This is a genomic window from Congregibacter sp., assembly GCF_047617445.1.
Taxonomy (GTDB): Bacteria; Pseudomonadota; Gammaproteobacteria; order Pseudomonadales; family Halieaceae; genus Congregibacter.
Window position 1 is genome coordinate 1 of the sequence record NZ_JBLGBE010000080.1, and the last position, 15,314, is coordinate 15,314.

Sequence of the window (15,314 nt, forward strand, 5' to 3'; positions counted from 1 at the left end):
AGGTTTTTGTTGCTTCCAGATGGCTCGGCTCAATGTCAAAAGCGATCACCCGCTCGGCGGTCCCTGCAAGACTCTGCAGATACACCCCGGATCCGGGACCCACCTCCAACGCGGTAGCAACAGCCCGCTGTCTAGCCAAGTGCACAATCTGTCCCTGCACCCAGTCGCGGCGCCCACAGTGCAGATAGCGCCGGGTGGGATTGCGCGAGGCGTAGAGCGTTTTCTGCAGCGCCACCAGACGTTCCGCCGCAGCCGCCGGGGAATCCGTCACCGGTTGACCTCAAAAATTATAATGTCGCCGACAAACTGCGTAAAACTGCCATAGGCGGCATAGTGCAGGCGTAACTCCGGCATAAAGGTTGGCGCACGGTAATGCGCGCGTTTGACGAGCGTCGGATGTGCGTCAACTACCACCTGACGATAAAAATGCGCCGCTTCGGGAGTCGTCTTAATGAGGAGAGCCGGATCATTCACCAGCGGCCCGTTCAGTTCATTTGCAAATGCCGTGTCGTACCAATTCTCACTCAGAATAACCGCATCGGCTTGCTGCAGGCGTGGGCTGTTTGCCACCGCGTAGCCAGGTCGGAATAGACTATGACGCGCGCCGGACCCGCTAGGCGGACTTACGTAATAGCTGGCCAACACTATGGACGGCTGATGTTCGACATACCACTGGGGCAACTGACGTCGTGGGTCGAAGTGATAATCCGTCACCAGATCCACAGCGAGGACGCCCTGCCAACACAACATCACAGCAACCACGGCATGACGCAGGGGCATTCGCACATAGCTCGCACCCAGCGCTGCCAGCAGACAGGCAGCTGGCAGCAGCGGTAAATAATGGCGGTAATACGTCACCGGTGCCAAGAAGAACATATACAAGGCAAACGTCAGAATAGGCAGAAGTGCGAGCCAGGCGCGATCAAAGCAGGACTTTGTCCATAAACGCCGCACTCCCTCCAGGGCTAGTACAAACGCCGGAAGCCCCAATCCCATGACCAAGACGACCGGAATGTTCAAAGGGTTGCGCAACCACTTATGCCAGGCAATAGCGCCATAGCCCGCACCAAAGCGGCCCTCCAGCCCCCCGGAGGTGAAGGCTACAAATAGCTCAACTTGCATCAAGAGCGGCGCCAACCAGGGCATCAACAGCATAAATATTTTGCCGCTGCTGCTCAGCCTAGACCACGGAATCAACAGGTAGAACGAAAATGGCAACACCATTGTTGCTGGTAGCGAAAGCTCAGAGTTACTCACCAATCCAAATAGAGCAGCGTAGGCGAACAAAAGTAGAGCAGCGCGTCGGCGACTAATCCCCCCAAACAATGAGTGGCAAAAAGTCGACGGCAATACCACCAACACCGACGCGAGGGCGAACACCCAGTACTTTGTCCAGATTGCAGGGACCAGCAACAGCGCCGCCAACACCCAACGCCAACCACCGTCTCGGGCACTCCACACCAGGACACCCATAAATAGATAGTTAAAGAAGGTAGATGCTGAATCGACCGTGCCCATCAAGGATTCACTAATATGCCAGCCCGACAGCGCAAGCAAGGTACTGGCGATAGGCGCCAAGCTGGGTTTGTCTGGAAACAACAACGCCGCAAGTAGCCAAAGAGCCGCGACGGTCAACGCCCCCGTCGTTGCCGAGTAAAGCCTTGCTATTACGATGTGCGCTTGACTGTGACAAAACGCCTTTGCAGCTCGAGCGTCGCCGCTAATCCCCGTCGGCACAGAATGCCCCGCGGCATCCGCCAGGGCCAAGGTTTGCCAACCTACCCAGGGAGAGTAATCAAAACCTTTTAGAGCGGCACGGCAGGAGCCGGCTTCATCAAAGTTGATGAGCGTAAAACTATCCGATGCATACCAATCCTGCCCGTAATCCAGCGCCGCAAACATTCGCGTGAAAAATGCCAGCACCAGAATCGCCAGTAGCAGGCCGTATGATCTGGTTCGAGATATGGCGTGGGCAGGTACGGGCAAGCTCGGCTCGTGATAAATCTAGCGTGACGGGAGTCTAACAGAGCCCCAAAACCGACTCTGTTACACACATATTCACATGCTAAACTTGAAGATTCCGCGATTAATCACAGCACAGGATCTTTAGCTGATGAGCAGTAACGTGAATCCTTTACTCGACGCAATCAATGCCAGTCCAGATGGACCCGAGATATGCGCCATTTTTGATTTTGATGGCACGATTATTTCTGGCTACTCAGCGATCGCCTTCATTCGTGAACAGCTGCGCCGGGGTGACCTCTCCGTTCGCGACTTTCTTGATCTGGCCAGCGCCATGACCAATTTCGGCCTCGGTAATCTTGGTTTCTCCGGAATGATGGCGGTAACAGCGCAGTTTATGCGAGGGATCGACGAACAGGCCTACGTGGATCTGGGTGAGGACCTCTTTACCAAGCAAATCGCCCGGCTGATTTATCCCGAGTCCCGCGCGCTCATCAATGCACACTTGGACAAGGGACACACGGTTGGCATTATTTCTTCTGCCACGCCCTATCAGGTCGAGCCTGCAGCACGAGACCTTGGGATCGAGAACGTACTCTGCACCCAGCTCGAAGTAACAGACGGCGTTTTTACCGGTAGTGTCGTGAAGCCCACATGCTTTGGGCAGGGCAAAGTCGACGCAGCCGAAGTGCTTGCCGATAGCGTCGGTGCCGATTTAGATGAGGGGTTTTTCTACTCCGACAGCACTGATGACCAGTTACTGCTTGAACGCGTGGGCAATCCGGTAGCCCTCAATCCCAGCGATAAGCTCCGTGCAGTAGCCAGAGACAAGAGCTGGCCCACCGCAAGCTTCGGCAGTCGCGGTCGCCCCACCCTAGGACAATTTGTACGGTCCGTCGCAGCGACCGTGAGCCTGGTTCCCACATTTGCTGCGGGCCTTCCGATATACGCCCTCACAGGATCTCGCCGCGAAGCCACCAACTTTTCCATCAATTTGTTTGCAGAGACCGCCAGCGCGCTGATTAATCTGGATCTGCGGGTTAATGGTGAAGAGAACCTCTGGAAAAAGCGCCCTGCCGTATTCGTCTTCAACCATCAGAGCAAAGCTGATGTGGTCATCGGCGCCAAGCTTCTACGACGCGATATGGCAGGGGTTGGAAAGCAGGAAATCAAAAAAATGCCTATCATCGGCAAAGTGCTGGAGATGGGTGGCGTCGTAATGATTGACCGCAAAAATGCCGCCTCAGCCATTGAGGCGATGAAGCCCTTGGTCGATGCCATGCGCAATGAAGGCAAGTCCGTCGCCCTCGCCCCCGAGGGAACACGCACTGTGTCGCCCAATCTTGGTCCCTTTAAAAAGGGCGCATTCCATCTTGCTATACAAGCCGGCGTACCTATGGTGCCCGTCGTGATCCGCAATGCTGGGGACGTCGCTCCAAAGGGCGACTTCATATTCCGTCCAGCAACGGTAGAAGTTGATGTTCTGCCGCCAGTGGATACCAGCGATTGGACGACAGAAACCATTGATGATCACGTCCGCGACGTTCGGAACATGTTTCTGAAGTGCCTCGGCCAGACGGAAGAAAAAGCACCGGCAGCTGAAAAATCTAAAACCAAGGCTACTGCGGCGAAAGCTAAAAAGAAGCCAGCAACCAAAGCCACAACCAAGCCAAGAGCAAAAAGCAAAGCGCCTGCTAAAACAAAGACGCCCGTCGCAAAGAAAGCCGCGACAAAAAAGCAGCCAAGCGCAAAATCGCCCGCCAAAGCCAAGAGCGAGACGGTCGCAAAAGCTCGGCCTAAGACCGCCATAAAGCTACAAGCCAAGGCACGCCCCAAATCGCGTCCCAAGTCAGCGAGAAGCTAGTCGCTAAGCCGGGAAGTCATTTCGTCACAATAAGGAGAATAAAATGAGCGATCTGAAAATCGCCGTACTGGGAGGTGGGTCCTGGGGTACCACTGTGGCAGCGCTGACGACCCGCAACGCGCCAGTCACAATTTGGGCGCGCAATCCCGCTACCGTTAATGAAATCAACACTAAACATCGCAATCAAACCTACTTACCCGATGCACCACTGCCAGAAAGCCTCCGCGCCACCAACGATATTGGTGAAGCAGTGGCCAATGCCGACGTTGTAGTGATGGGCATACCCTCACAAAATTTCCGCAGCGTACTTCTGGAAGTCAAAAAGCATTTACGCGCCTGGGTGCCGGTGATCAGCCTTACCAAGGGCTTGGAGCTGGACACTCGCATGCGTATGACGGAGATCATCGCCGAGATACTCCCGGGGCATCCCGTGGGCGTACTGACGGGCCCCAACCTTGCCCGAGAGATTATGGCTGGGCAAGCTGCAGCCAGCGTAATCGCCATGGACGACGACATTATCGTTCGCTCACTGCAAAAGGTATTCAAGAGTGGCTTGTTTCGTGTGTACACCAACACCGATGTCGTGGGCTGTGAATTAGGTGGCGTGCTCAAAAATATCATCGCCATTGCCGTAGGTATGGGTGATGGTCAGGGTGCTGGTGACAACACCCGTGCAGCACTGATCACACGAGGCCTTGCAGAAGTCACCCGCCTTGGCGTTGCCATGGGCGGTTGCGCCGAAACCTTTTCTGGCCTTGCCGGCATGGGCGATATGATTGCGACCTGCACCAGCCCCCAGAGTCGTAACCGACATGTGGGTATTGAGCTGGGTAGGGGCAAAACCATGGAACAGATCGCCAGTGAGATGTTTATGGTCGCCGAAGGTGCCAAAAGTGCACCTGCGGTTATGGCCCTCGCTGAACAATATGGCATTGATATGCCCATCGCTCGGGATGTTTACCGCGTGGTGAGTGGAGAGACTAATGCCCGAGGCGCCTATCGCGGTCTTCTGCGAACCGCCGCCGGTGCAGAGTCCGAACCCGGCTAAGTGCTTTTAGCCGACATCAAGTTTCCAGCTATTGAGAGATTTTACGCATGATGCGCGTCACCTATCCCGCTGTCCTGGCCCTCTTCGTCTCGGGCTGTATGAGTATCACTGTAGTCGAATCCGGCTCGGTGGATGATGTACAACTCGCCAAGAGTTCCATACACGTGGCTGCATCGCCCATTCCTGACTATCAACGTAACAGCACCTGGTATACAGACGCGCAGGCTAGAGTAAGCAGAGCGAAGACCAGCGGCAAAGCTAAAAATGTTGTGCTTTTCCTAGGCGACGGCATGGGCATCTCCACAATCACCGCGGCACGCATTCTCGCGGGACAACGCGAAGGTAATCCCGGCGAAGAAAATCGTCTGAGCTTTGAAGAGTTTCCAGTGACCGGTTTGGTAAAAACCTACAACGTGGACGCTCAGACCCCGGACTCTGCAGGCACTATGAGCGCCATCATGACGGGCGTAAAAACCAAAATTGGCGTGTTTGGTGTTGATGAACGAATCACACAGGAAGACTGCCAGAGTGGTCAGGGCAGTGAACTACTATCTCTTTTAGATATCGCTGAGTTGGCCGGCAAGTCTACGGGTGTTGTGAGTACCGCAAGACTCACCCATGCAACGCCTGCTGCTACCTACGCAAAAACTGTTAGTCGCGATTGGGAAGATGACGGTGAAATGTCCGACGAAGCAAAAGCCCAAGGCTGCACCGATATCGCGACACAATTTTTAGCCGCCGAAGAACGCCTGAACTCACAGTTTGGTAGCGGTGCCAGCAACGGTGTAGATGTCGCATTGGGTGGTGGGCGGCGGCACTTTCTGCCAAGCAGCGTCGAAGGTGGTCATCGTAAAGACCAACGTAATCTCATCAATGAGTGGGAGTCTGCAAACCCTGAGGGCAGCTACGTCAGCGATAAAACGGGACTAAACGCCGTAAGCCAAATGCCTTTATTGGGGCTGTTCAATGGGTCGCACATGGCTTACGCGTCCGAGCGCGCAGAACCAGGATCAGAGCAACCAACGCTTACCGCCATGACGCTCAAAGCTCTGACCTTGCTGCAAGGCAACGATGAGGGCTTCCTGCTTGTTGTTGAGGCCGGGCGTATTGATCACGCGCACCACGCGGGAAATGCCGCAAATGCCCTTAACGACACTATCGAGCTATCCGAGGCCGTCGCGGCGGTTATGCAAAACATCGATTCTGACGACACGCTGGTCATGGTCACGGCCGACCACAGTCATGTATTCACCATGGCCGGGTATCCCCGACGCGGTAACCCCATACTTGGCAAAGTGATCTCACCCTGGAGTGATGAGCCTACGCTCGACGAGGACGGCCTCCCCTACACCACACTTGGATACATGAATGGCCGCGGCTTTCGCGACCATGGCGATCAATTGAATGCCGACAGCACCTATGCAGAGGCGCCAACGACAGGTCGCAAGGATATCAGTGATGTAGATACCACCCGGCCCGGCTATCATCAGGAAGCGCTAGTGCCGCTCAGCGCCGAAACCCACGGCGGTGAGGATGTCGCGGTCTACGCAAACGGGCCGGGCGCGGAAGGTGCCATGGGCGCTATCGAGCAAAATCAGCTATTCCACGTCATGCTTCAAGCGACCTCCTGGGAGGCCGACGCGGCAGCGCGTATCAAAGAGCTTAGCGACCAGCGTTAGTAGCGCCCGTACGCACTCCGGGCGGAATTTTTTGGCACCGGCGCGATCAAAGCAAGTAACAGTTCTTTTCTGATTACGCGGGAGACAGACCCATGCGTTTGAAACAACATTATCAAATGGTCAGCCATCTACGCGCTGCGCTTTTGGCTGCCACCGCAGTGAGCGTGATAGCAGCCTGCACTACCAGCCCCACCGGGCGCAGTCAGTTCATGCTCATCTCCCCCGAGTCCGCAATCGTGGAATCCAAGCAGGCTTACCTGAGTACGGTTGGTCAACTGGATCAAGAGAACAAGCTGGTGGATGACCCGCGCATGGCTGATCGCGTCGCCACAATCACCGGACGAATTGTCACCGAAGCGATCGCGCTCTATCCCAACTCTGCCGACTGGGAGTGGAGCGTCGCGATTATCGATGATGATGAAACAGTCAACGCCTGGTGTATGGCCGGAGGCCGCATGGCTGCCTACACCGGACTATTTGAACAGCTGAAACTCACGGACGATGAGTTTGCGCAGATCATGGGACATGAGATATCTCATGCCCTCGCCAACCACACGGCAGAACGCATGTCGCGAGCCATGGCCATTAACGTCGGCGTTCTGGCCGCCGGTATCGCATCTGACAATCATGTCGCCACACTGGCCGGTGCTTCTCTTGCCGCCAAGTTGGCACTGGAACTGCCAAACAGTCGCGTGGCGGAATCCGAAGCTGATCAAATTGGCATCGAGCTGGCCACCCGAGCCGGCTATGACCCTGAGGCTGCCGTTACCTTGTGGCAAAAAATGGGCGGTCTGTCGGAGAGTCGTCCTGCGGCATTCATGAGTACCCATCCTGCCCCAGAAAACCGTCAGGCGGCGTTAAATGCCCTGGTGCCAGAAATGCGCGCGCTCAACCCTCAAGCCCGCATGGCCAAGGTGACCCCTATCACCATTGTCCGCTAGCTGCCGGCGGGTATACCCCGGGGTGCACTCGTCGCACTTCGGGCATAGCTGAACTCGGGGATTTCTGCGACGCCCGTAGCACTCAAAAACCTGGCAGCTGACTCCCGTAGTGACGCCTCATCGGATAGATGTGCTTCGAAGAACGCGGTAATCACCACACGGGCAATCATCTGCTGACGTAAGACATTCATGGTTTTTGGCAAGGGATCAATCATGCACAGCTCGTTCGGCGCGCTGTAATCAATGCCGAAGTCCACAGGACCAAACAGCCCTTCCCATTGGCTCTGCTCGTTGGGGTCAATATAGCGACCCACTGACCAACAGCCGATCGCATCTGTATTGTCCATCGCTCGCAGCAAGGCCGTGCCGCCAGAAAATCCGGTGTGTGATCCACCGCTGATAGTAACTAATTCAGCCCCGGGCTTTTTGCCGGGTATGGTCGCCGCGTTACTCGCATAGGGCACCAATACGTCCAGGTCTCCGGCGAGCATCATGAAGGGAACATCCGGGGTCGCAAAGAACTTGCTGCTAAAGAAATTGCTAGGGCCTGCGATAGACAACACCGCAGCAATCCGGGAATCACGCCACTCGGGATGAAAGCCCGCAAGCGTAGACGTCAAACCGCCCAGTGAGATGCCTAGAACACCGATTCGCTCAGGATCGATCTTCCCCGATAGCGCATGCCCAGACACAGCGCTGTATCCAAGCAGCGTATCGATAAGGAAACTCACATCACCCGGCTGATTAATCACGTCCTCGACCAAGGCTCCGCCAGGGGCGCCCATACTGGTCAATGGGTAATCCACCGCGACCACCACAAAACCATGGCTCGCAAGATGCTCAGCGAGGTAGGCCCCATTGCGACGCCCAGAGGTAAAACCATGACTGAATACCAGCAATGGTCGCGGGCCTGCTTCGGCCTCAAAGGGGTACCAGACATCGCCGTCGAGAGCGCGTTGATCGTCTCCGGGATAATCACCGTTGGCCTGCGTGGGTCGGTCGCGATCGACAAAAACCTCATCAAAAGTGGCGACTGACCAAAGCCCCGGGGCGAGACGTGCTTCGCTCTCGCTCCCGGCTGGGAACTCTTTCGGCTGGTGCGAGAAGGTCACGTAGGCTGCCAGAAGCGCAAGCAAAACGGCGAAAGTGGCAAGAATTTTTAGCAGCAATTTCACCGATCACACCTCAAAAGTTGATCACGAACTTTTAACATAGAAACGGCCTCAGGCATCGCCCCAAGGGTCGCCAATGAGATCTCCGTCATGTTCTCCAAGGCGCGGTGGCGGGCGCCCATAGGCAACCGGTGTACGAGACAGTTTTATGGGGTTTCCCACCACCTTAAGATCCGCGTTGTCGGGATGCGGCAGATTCACAATCATTCCCCGCGCTACAAGCTGTGGCTCGCTCAACGCCTCCGCAATACTGTTGATCGGCCCTGCAGGAACACCTGCAGCCTCAAGCAGGGCCAGCCATTGCGCTGCATCGCGCGACGCAAAGCAGTCTGCCAACAAGGGAACCAGTGTTTCTCGATGCGCCACTCTTCCGGCATTCTTAGTAAAACACGAATCCTCGCTCAGCTCGGGTCGCTCGAGAAGCGTGGCGAGTTTCGCAAACTGGGAATCATTGCCCACAGCCAAAATGAACTCTCGATCCCGTGCGGCAAAGCTCTGATAAGGAACAATATTGGGGTGCGCATTACCCAGGCGCGTGGGAGTGACTTCTCCAACCAGAAAGTTACTGGCCTGATTCGCCAATGTGGCGGCCGTCACGTCGAGCAAGGCAAGATCCACTTGTTGCCCCACTCCTGAGCGTTCTCGCTCCGCAAGCGCAGCAAGAATACCGATATTTGCGTAAAGCCCAGTCATAATATCGGTAAGCGCAACACCCACTTTTTGCGGACCCGCACCCGGTCGTCCATCGGCCTCGCCGGTCACACTCATGAGACCACCCATGGCCTGTACGAGAAAGTCATAACCAGGACGTGCCGCAAGAGGCCCCGTCTGACCAAAACCTGTAATCGAACAGTAAATAAGCTTGGGGTTATCGCGACTTAAGCTTGGGTAGTCGAGACCGTAACGCGCGGCGGCGCCCACTTTAAAATTCTCAATGACTACATCTGCGTTCGCCGCAAGGTCTTGCAATTGTTTCTGACCGTCGGCGGACTGAATGTCGATACAAATCGACCGCTTACCGCGATTAGTGCAAAGAAAGTACGCTGACTCCGTGCCGCCCTGACCCGCGTCGTCTGACAGCCAGGGCGGCCCCCAGCCCCGCGTGTCATCACCGCTAACAGGACGCTCAATCTTTATGACGTTCGCGCCCAGGTCTGCAAGCGTCTGGCTGGCCCAAGGACCCGCAAGCACTCGAGATAGATCCAGAACGCGAAGACCGTCCAGGGCGGACATCAAAAAGCGGGGATATCCGTTTGCGAACGTCCCAGAATCAGCGCATGAATGTCATGCGTCCCCTCGTAGGTATTAACCACCTCAAGATTCAGCATATGACGCATCACCGGATACTCGTCCGAAATCCCATTCGCCCCCAACATATCTCTAGCCTGGCGGGCGACGTGCAGGGCCTTCCCGCAGGAGTTGCGTTTGATCAGTGAAATTAGATCCGGGGCAATCGCCCCTGCATCCATCAACTGCCCAGCCCGCGCACAACCCTGAAGACCGAGGGCAATTTCAGTTTGCATGTCGGCAAGTTTAAGTTGCACCAACTGATTGGCAGCCAAGGGTCGATCAAACTGCTTACGCCCAAGCGTGTAATCCAAGGCCGCATGCCAACAAGCTTCGGCCGCACCCAGCGCTCCCCAGGAGATGCCGTAGCGGGCATTGTTCAGACACCCAAAGGGACCTTTGAGTCCTTGAACGTTGGGGAGTAACTGCTCCTCTCCCACAAAGACCTCGTCCATCACTATTTCGCCGGTAATGGACGCCCGCAGGGCAAGCTTGCCCTCGATTTTGGGTGCACTGAGACCCTCCATGCCTTTTTCCAGCACAAAGCCCCGGATAACGCCATCATCGGTCTTTGCCCAAACGACAAACACGTCAGCCACGGGGCTGTTACTGATCCACATTTTGGCGCCGCTAATACGATAGCCGCCGTCGACACTGCGTGCCCGCGTGACCATGCCGCCCGGGTCAGAACCGTAATCAGGCTCAGTGAGGCCAAAGCAGCCGATCCACTCGCCCGTGGCTAACTTGGGTAAGTATTTTTCTCGCTGCGACTCACTGCCATAGGCGTAGATGGGATACATCACCAACGATGACTGGACGCTCAACATGGAACGATAACCCGAATCTATGCGTTCGATTTCCCGTGCGACCAAACCATAGCTGGTGTAGTCCACCCCCGGACACCCGTAGCCGTCGATGGTCGAACCCAGCAGTCCCAGCTCACCCATCTCACGAAAAATCGCAAGGTCAGTGTCCTCTTGGCGAAAAGCATCTTTGACGCGGGGCTGCAGCTTTGCCTGCGCATATTGCGCAGCAGTGTCACGCACCATGCGTTGCTCATCAGTGAGCTGTGAATCCAACAAGAATGGATCTTTCCAGTCGAGCTTTTCCCAGCGTATCTTCTGTACCGCCATGATGTGCTTCTCCGGTGCATTGTTAAGGGTCGTAATGATGCGCGACATCGCCTTCAATCGCCATACCGCGAGAGTGGTACGCGAACAATCAGATATTCCTCAGGGAGCTGGCCGGGGCTATGATGGGCCCACCACTTTCCGACTCATAGGCTAGCCGCAACTTGGCTTCAAATCCTGATCCCAAGCTCGACTCTCTGCTGGACAAGAAACTCGCGGCACTATCGAACCTCGTCGCCCGGTGCTTGCCGGCGCTGCACAGCGACAGCTTTGCCGGAGAATTGATTATGGGGCTGCGTGCTCTGGTGCCCATCGATGACGCCTCGGTGCTCTACTATGCCCGCGGTGACCTCCCTAAGCTGGTGTATCGCGAATCACCCGAGTCCCGAAGCGAAAGCAACATGGAGCGTTTTCTCGCCGGGGCATTTCTTCTTGATCCTTTTTACCAGGCTGCAGCTGAAAATCGTCGTTTTGGGGTCTTCCCCCTTAAGGAACTCGCCCCCGAACGCTTTCGTGACAGCGAGTATTACCATAGCTGGTATCGCAACTGCGGCTTTTCAGATGAGTGCGGATTTTTAATCGAAATCGGCAAAGATGCGTTTGTAAATGTGGCGTTAGGGCGTATACAGCAACGACGTTTTAGCCAGGCTCAATTACGCATCCTGCGCAGCCTACGGTCCGCGGTAGAAGAGCTCTGCCGGCAGCACTGGACGTCCGAGAGTGGATCCGGAGTAGGCATACGCAAGCACCTGCATCTAGCCTTGGACGACTTTGGCTCCAGCTTGCTCACCGAACGCGAGACGCAGGTCATCAATCTCGTCTTACATGGTCACAGCACCAAGTCTGTGGCTCACCGCCTCGGTATATCGGTAGAAACGGTAAAGCTGCATCGAAAACATGCCTACGCGAAGCTGGAAGTGAGCTCTCAGGCCGAGCTTTTTTATCTCTTTTTGGATTCACTAATGAGCGCTAATGACTATCGCGGTGGCGATACGCTCGTGAGCTACCTGGCAAAACCTGAACGCCATAGTTAGGGGCCGTTCGCCAGGCACAGCACGCTCAGCGGAGCACTGGAAGCAACGCCAAAACAATTAATACATTGCCCTACTCACAAACTCGTGTCGTATTCCAAGGGCGTGACATGACGCCCGAACTCATCAATCTCTTGTTGCTTCAGGAGACTGTAAACCTCCTGAAACGATGAGCCCAGATAGTCGGACACAAAGCGCGACTGCCGAAAAACATCAAGCGCCGTGTTCCAGTGCTGCGGCAAGCTCGGCTCCAGCTGCTCCCAAGCATTGCCTTCCATCGGAGGAGGCGGCTCCAGCTCATTTTCTATGCCGTACAACATGCCAGCAAGAAGCGCCGCGATGGCCAGATGCGGCTGGGCATCAGCCCCGGCTACTCGATGCTCAAGACGCATAGCCTGCAACGGCCCCGCCGGTACACGCAACGCCACCGTGCGATTCTCGTAACCCCAGCACGGGGCCAAAGGGGCATGCATGCCCTTTTGAAAACGACGATAAGAATTCATGGTCGGCGCCAGCAACAGCATGACGTCGGGCAAGGTATGCATACATCCGGCAATGGCATGGCGCAGCAGCTTGCTCCCTGTCGGGCTACCGTCATTAAACAAGTTGTTCCCACCGGCATCTTGCAAGCTGCAGTGCAGATGCATGCCATTACCGGCTAGATCACCAAAGGGTTTCGCCATAAATGTGGCGACTTGCTCAAAACTTCTGGCGATACCGCGGATTGCACGCTTAAGAAGCATCGCCTGGTCTGCAGCGAGCAAAGCGTCGGGGTGGTGCAAGAGATTGATCTCATACTGCGACGGCGCGCTTTCCTTAATCAGGGTGTCCACCGGGAGGTCCTGAAGCTTGCAGCAGTCTTGCACGGCGTGCATAAACTCATCGACCTCCGCCATCGCCTCAAGACCGTAGGTTTGGCCTCTTGCTAAAGCGCCTCCCACGCTGTCGCGCTGAGTATGCTGCGGTCGACCCTGGGCATCTCGCTGTGGATCGAGAAGAAAAAACTCCATCTCGCTGGCAACCACAGGCTGCAAGTCTCGCTCTCGAAACCGTGCCTCCACAGCACCGAGAATTCGCCTCGGATCCAGAAGATTAGTCGTTCCGTCCTCGTGATCGAGGCTGACAAGCAACTGTGCCATGGGGCGTTTTCCCCAGGGCATGACGACGAGCGACTGGGGCTCGGGAACACAGCAGCCGTCCCCATCGCCGCTGAGAAACACCCACTCCTCGACGTCTCTGCCCCAACTATCAAACACCACAGAGCTCATGGGCAATTTCAATTGTCCGCTGAACACGCTCGCGATCTTGTCTCGCGTTACCCATTTACCACGTAGCCCGCCGGCAAGGTCGGTAAGCACCACTTCGAACAAATCAATATCCGGGTGACTCGCAAGAAAGGTTTCGAGCAGCTGTGACTTACTCATGGGGTGTTTCACCGGGGACTGAGGCAAAAGACAATGACATTGGGCAACACCTTTGGGTTAATGGCAGGAACCTGTTGCTGTGACACACTTTGTATTTTAGAAGCTCGCAAACTATAGCATCGCGTGGCGCAAGCACCGTCACACTGGCAACGACCTCCGCTACCACATTAGCTGAGACAGTGGCTGCGACCATAGCTGCGACAATGACCGGGACACTTAATATGAATAGCACCGTAGACACTGCCAGCTTGAAAGCTCTTGACCGAGCTCATCACCTCCACCCCTTCACTGACTTTCACGACTACGCGCACGGCGATGGACGTATTTTTAGTCGCGCAGAGGGCGTATTCATTTACGATAGCGATGGCAACGGGATGCTCGACGGTATGTCAGGTCTTTGGTGCTGCAACCTGGGATACAGCCAGGATCGCATCAAGCAAGCTGTATTTGATCAAATGCAGCAACTCCCCTACTACAACAATTTCTTTAACTGCTCGAACCAGCCTGCAGTTGAGCTTGCGGCGAAACTGACCAGTGTGGCGCCTGATGGATTCGATCATGTGTTCTTTACGAACTCCGGATCCGAAGCAAACGACACCAATATCCGCCTGGTACACCGCTACTACGATCTGTTGGAAAAGCCCGAGAAAAAGCTGATCATCAGCCGTAAGAATGCGTATCACGGAAGTACGGTTGCGGCCGCCTCTCTGGGCGGCATGCAGGCGATGCATGAGCAAGCCATCGGCCTCAATTACATCCATCACATCAACCAACCCCACTGGTTTGAGGTCGCCGAACCAGGCGAAGACGAAGACAGCTTTGGCCTGCGCGTTGCTCGGGAACTGGAAGCCAAGATTGATGAACTTGGAGAACACCGTGTCGCTGCGTTTATCGCTGAGCCCGTACAGGGCGCCGGCGGCGTAATCATCCCACCGGACACATACTGGCCAGAACTCCAGCGAATCTGCAACGAGCGCGATATCCTGCTCATTGCCGACGAAGTGATCTGTGGTTTTGGTCGCACCGGTGAGTGGTGGGGCAGCCAAACGTATGGCATGCAGCCAGACTTGATTACCTTTGCGAAGGCCGTGACCAACGGTTATATGCCTCTGGGTGGCGTGCTGGTGTCAAACAAAATGACAGACGTACTCATGGCCAGTGGCGGCGAGTTCGCCCATGGTCTGACGTATTCGGGACACCCCGCATCCTGCGCAGCGGGTCTGGCCACTCTGGCCATACTCAAGGAACAGAATATTGTCGAGAACGCGGCCGAACATCTAGCGCCGTATTTCCAGGACCAGTTGGCAACACTGAAGGATCACCCCATCGTCGGCCAGGTTCGTGGGCGAGGATGCTTTGCAGCGATCGAGCTGGTTCGCAACAAAGAGAGTCGTGAGCGCCTCACAGAGGGCTCCGCCGGCGCGGTCTTCTGCCGTGAAACCGCAAACAACCTCGGCCTCATGGTTCGCCAAACCGGCAATGCCATGATCATGGCGCCACCGCTGATTTGCGAGCATGCACATATCGACTACCTCATGGAGAGGCTCACAGCAGCGCTTAACGCTACTGCAGAACACTACAAAGTCGGCTGATCGGCTGTATCGCGTTCCGGTGATTCAGTGGCCCGGCCAGCCGGCGCCCTAGACGAAGGCAGTCCGCTCGCTTACGAGTGAATGGTGAAGAGTGGTGATGACTCAAGAGCCAGTGGACTTTTCTTTCTGGCGAGAGTGTCGTCACCACTCTTCGCGACTCAACGCACATCAGTGGCCTTTCCTT

Annotated in this window: 11 protein-coding genes and 1 pseudogene; 6 read left to right on the forward strand and 6 right to left on the reverse strand. The window is 55.8% G+C overall.

Features of this window, described 5'->3' with window-relative positions; genetic code table 11:
- Both ACI9KD_RS14470 and ACI9KD_RS14475 read right to left on the reverse strand, forming a co-directional pair.
- Positions 1 to 271 (reverse strand): annotated as a pseudogene (locus ACI9KD_RS14470) (hypothetical protein); the annotation flags it as partial.
- A complete protein-coding gene (locus tag ACI9KD_RS14475; RefSeq protein ID WP_414981884.1) occupies positions 268 to 1,923 on the reverse strand; it encodes a hypothetical protein in 1,656 nt (551 codons plus the stop codon). The pseudogene ACI9KD_RS14470 and the gene ACI9KD_RS14475, both read right to left, overlap by 4 nt.
- Positions 1,924 to 2,113: 190 nt before the next feature.
- Here ACI9KD_RS14475 and ACI9KD_RS14480 point away from each other — a divergent pair, with 190 nt between their 5' ends.
- The 4 genes from ACI9KD_RS14480 to ACI9KD_RS14495 all read left to right on the forward strand — a co-directional run bounded on the left by ACI9KD_RS14480 (position 2,114) and on the right by ACI9KD_RS14495 (position 7,494).
- Complete coding sequence (locus tag ACI9KD_RS14480; RefSeq protein WP_414981885.1) at positions 2,114 to 3,826, forward strand: HAD-IB family hydrolase; 1,713 nt, start codon at positions 2,114 to 2,116, stop codon at positions 3,824 to 3,826.
- A gap of 43 nt (positions 3,827 to 3,869) precedes the next feature.
- Positions 3,870 to 4,874, forward strand: coding sequence for an NAD(P)H-dependent glycerol-3-phosphate dehydrogenase (locus ACI9KD_RS14485; protein ID WP_414981886.1), 1,005 nt, complete (start codon positions 3,870 to 3,872; stop codon positions 4,872 to 4,874).
- Positions 4,875 to 4,921: 47 nt separating this feature from the next.
- Entirely contained in the window at positions 4,922 to 6,553 is a 1,632-nt protein-coding gene (locus ACI9KD_RS14490; RefSeq protein WP_414981887.1) for an alkaline phosphatase, read from the forward strand.
- Between the two features lie 116 nt (positions 6,554 to 6,669).
- Positions 6,670 to 7,494, forward strand: a complete 825-nt coding sequence (locus ACI9KD_RS14495) for a M48 family metallopeptidase (protein ID WP_414981893.1) — start codon at positions 6,670 to 6,672, stop codon at positions 7,492 to 7,494.
- Here the strand turns inward: ACI9KD_RS14495 and ACI9KD_RS14500 are convergent.
- From ACI9KD_RS14500 to ACI9KD_RS14510, 3 genes are read right to left on the reverse strand one after another with little or no spacing between them, the layout of a single operon-like run.
- Entirely contained in the window at positions 7,491 to 8,669 is a 1,179-nt protein-coding gene (locus ACI9KD_RS14500; RefSeq protein WP_414981888.1) for an alpha/beta hydrolase family protein, read from the reverse strand. The genes ACI9KD_RS14495 and ACI9KD_RS14500 overlap by 4 nt on opposite strands.
- Positions 8,670 to 8,717: 48 nt before the next feature.
- On the reverse strand, positions 8,718 to 9,899 hold the full coding sequence (locus ACI9KD_RS14505; protein ID WP_414981889.1) for a CaiB/BaiF CoA transferase family protein: 1,182 nt from the start codon (positions 9,897 to 9,899) through the stop codon (positions 8,718 to 8,720).
- The gene (locus ACI9KD_RS14510) at positions 9,899 to 11,086 is read right to left on the reverse strand and encodes an acyl-CoA dehydrogenase (RefSeq protein WP_414981894.1); all 1,188 of its coding nucleotides are present in this window, start codon (positions 11,084 to 11,086) and stop codon (positions 9,899 to 9,901) included. The genes ACI9KD_RS14505 and ACI9KD_RS14510 overlap by 1 nt, the downstream gene beginning before the upstream one ends.
- Before the next feature lie 161 nt (positions 11,087 to 11,247).
- On the opposite strand from ACI9KD_RS14510, the gene ACI9KD_RS14515 reads away from it, so the two are divergent.
- Positions 11,248 to 12,117 (forward strand): response regulator transcription factor, encoded by an 870-nt coding sequence (locus ACI9KD_RS14515; protein WP_414981890.1) that lies wholly within the window; start codon positions 11,248 to 11,250, stop codon positions 12,115 to 12,117.
- Positions 12,118 to 12,191: 74 nt separating this feature from the next.
- Here the strand turns inward: ACI9KD_RS14515 and ACI9KD_RS14520 are convergent, their stop codons facing one another.
- A complete protein-coding gene (locus tag ACI9KD_RS14520; protein ID WP_414981891.1) occupies positions 12,192 to 13,538 on the reverse strand; it encodes a glutamine synthetase family protein in 1,347 nt (448 codons plus the stop codon).
- A gap of 221 nt (positions 13,539 to 13,759) precedes the next feature.
- On the opposite strand from ACI9KD_RS14520, the gene ACI9KD_RS14525 reads away from it, so the two are divergent.
- Positions 13,760 to 15,130 carry an aminotransferase gene (locus ACI9KD_RS14525; protein ID WP_414981892.1) on the forward strand — a complete coding sequence of 457 codons (1,371 nt, stop codon included), beginning with the start codon at positions 13,760 to 13,762 and terminating at the stop codon, positions 15,128 to 15,130.
- Positions 15,131 to 15,314 lie beyond the last annotated feature (184 nt).

Excerpts from the sequence above, each read along its gene's own strand:
- ACI9KD_RS14480 (WP_414981885.1), top strand. The coding sequence starts at position 2,114 with ATGAGCAGTAACGTGAATCCTTTACTCGACGCAATCAATGCCAGTCCA.
- ACI9KD_RS14485 (WP_414981886.1), top strand. The coding sequence starts at position 3,870 with ATGAGCGATCTGAAAATCGCCGTACTGGGAGGTGGGTCCTGGGGTACC.
- ACI9KD_RS14490 (WP_414981887.1), top strand. The coding sequence starts at position 4,922 with ATGATGCGCGTCACCTATCCCGCTGTCCTGGCCCTCTTCGTCTCGGGC.
- ACI9KD_RS14495 (WP_414981893.1), top strand. The coding sequence starts at position 6,670 with ATGGTCAGCCATCTACGCGCTGCGCTTTTGGCTGCCACCGCAGTGAGC.
- ACI9KD_RS14505 (WP_414981889.1), bottom strand. The coding sequence starts at position 9,899 with ATGTCCGCCCTGGACGGTCTTCGCGTTCTGGATCTATCTCGAGTGCTT.
- ACI9KD_RS14510 (WP_414981894.1), bottom strand. The coding sequence starts at position 11,086 with ATGGCGGTACAGAAGATACGCTGGGAAAAGCTCGACTGGAAAGATCCA.
- ACI9KD_RS14520 (WP_414981891.1), bottom strand. The coding sequence starts at position 13,538 with ATGAGTAAGTCACAGCTGCTCGAAACCTTTCTTGCGAGTCACCCGGAT.
- ACI9KD_RS14525 (WP_414981892.1), top strand. The coding sequence starts at position 13,760 with ATGAATAGCACCGTAGACACTGCCAGCTTGAAAGCTCTTGACCGAGCT.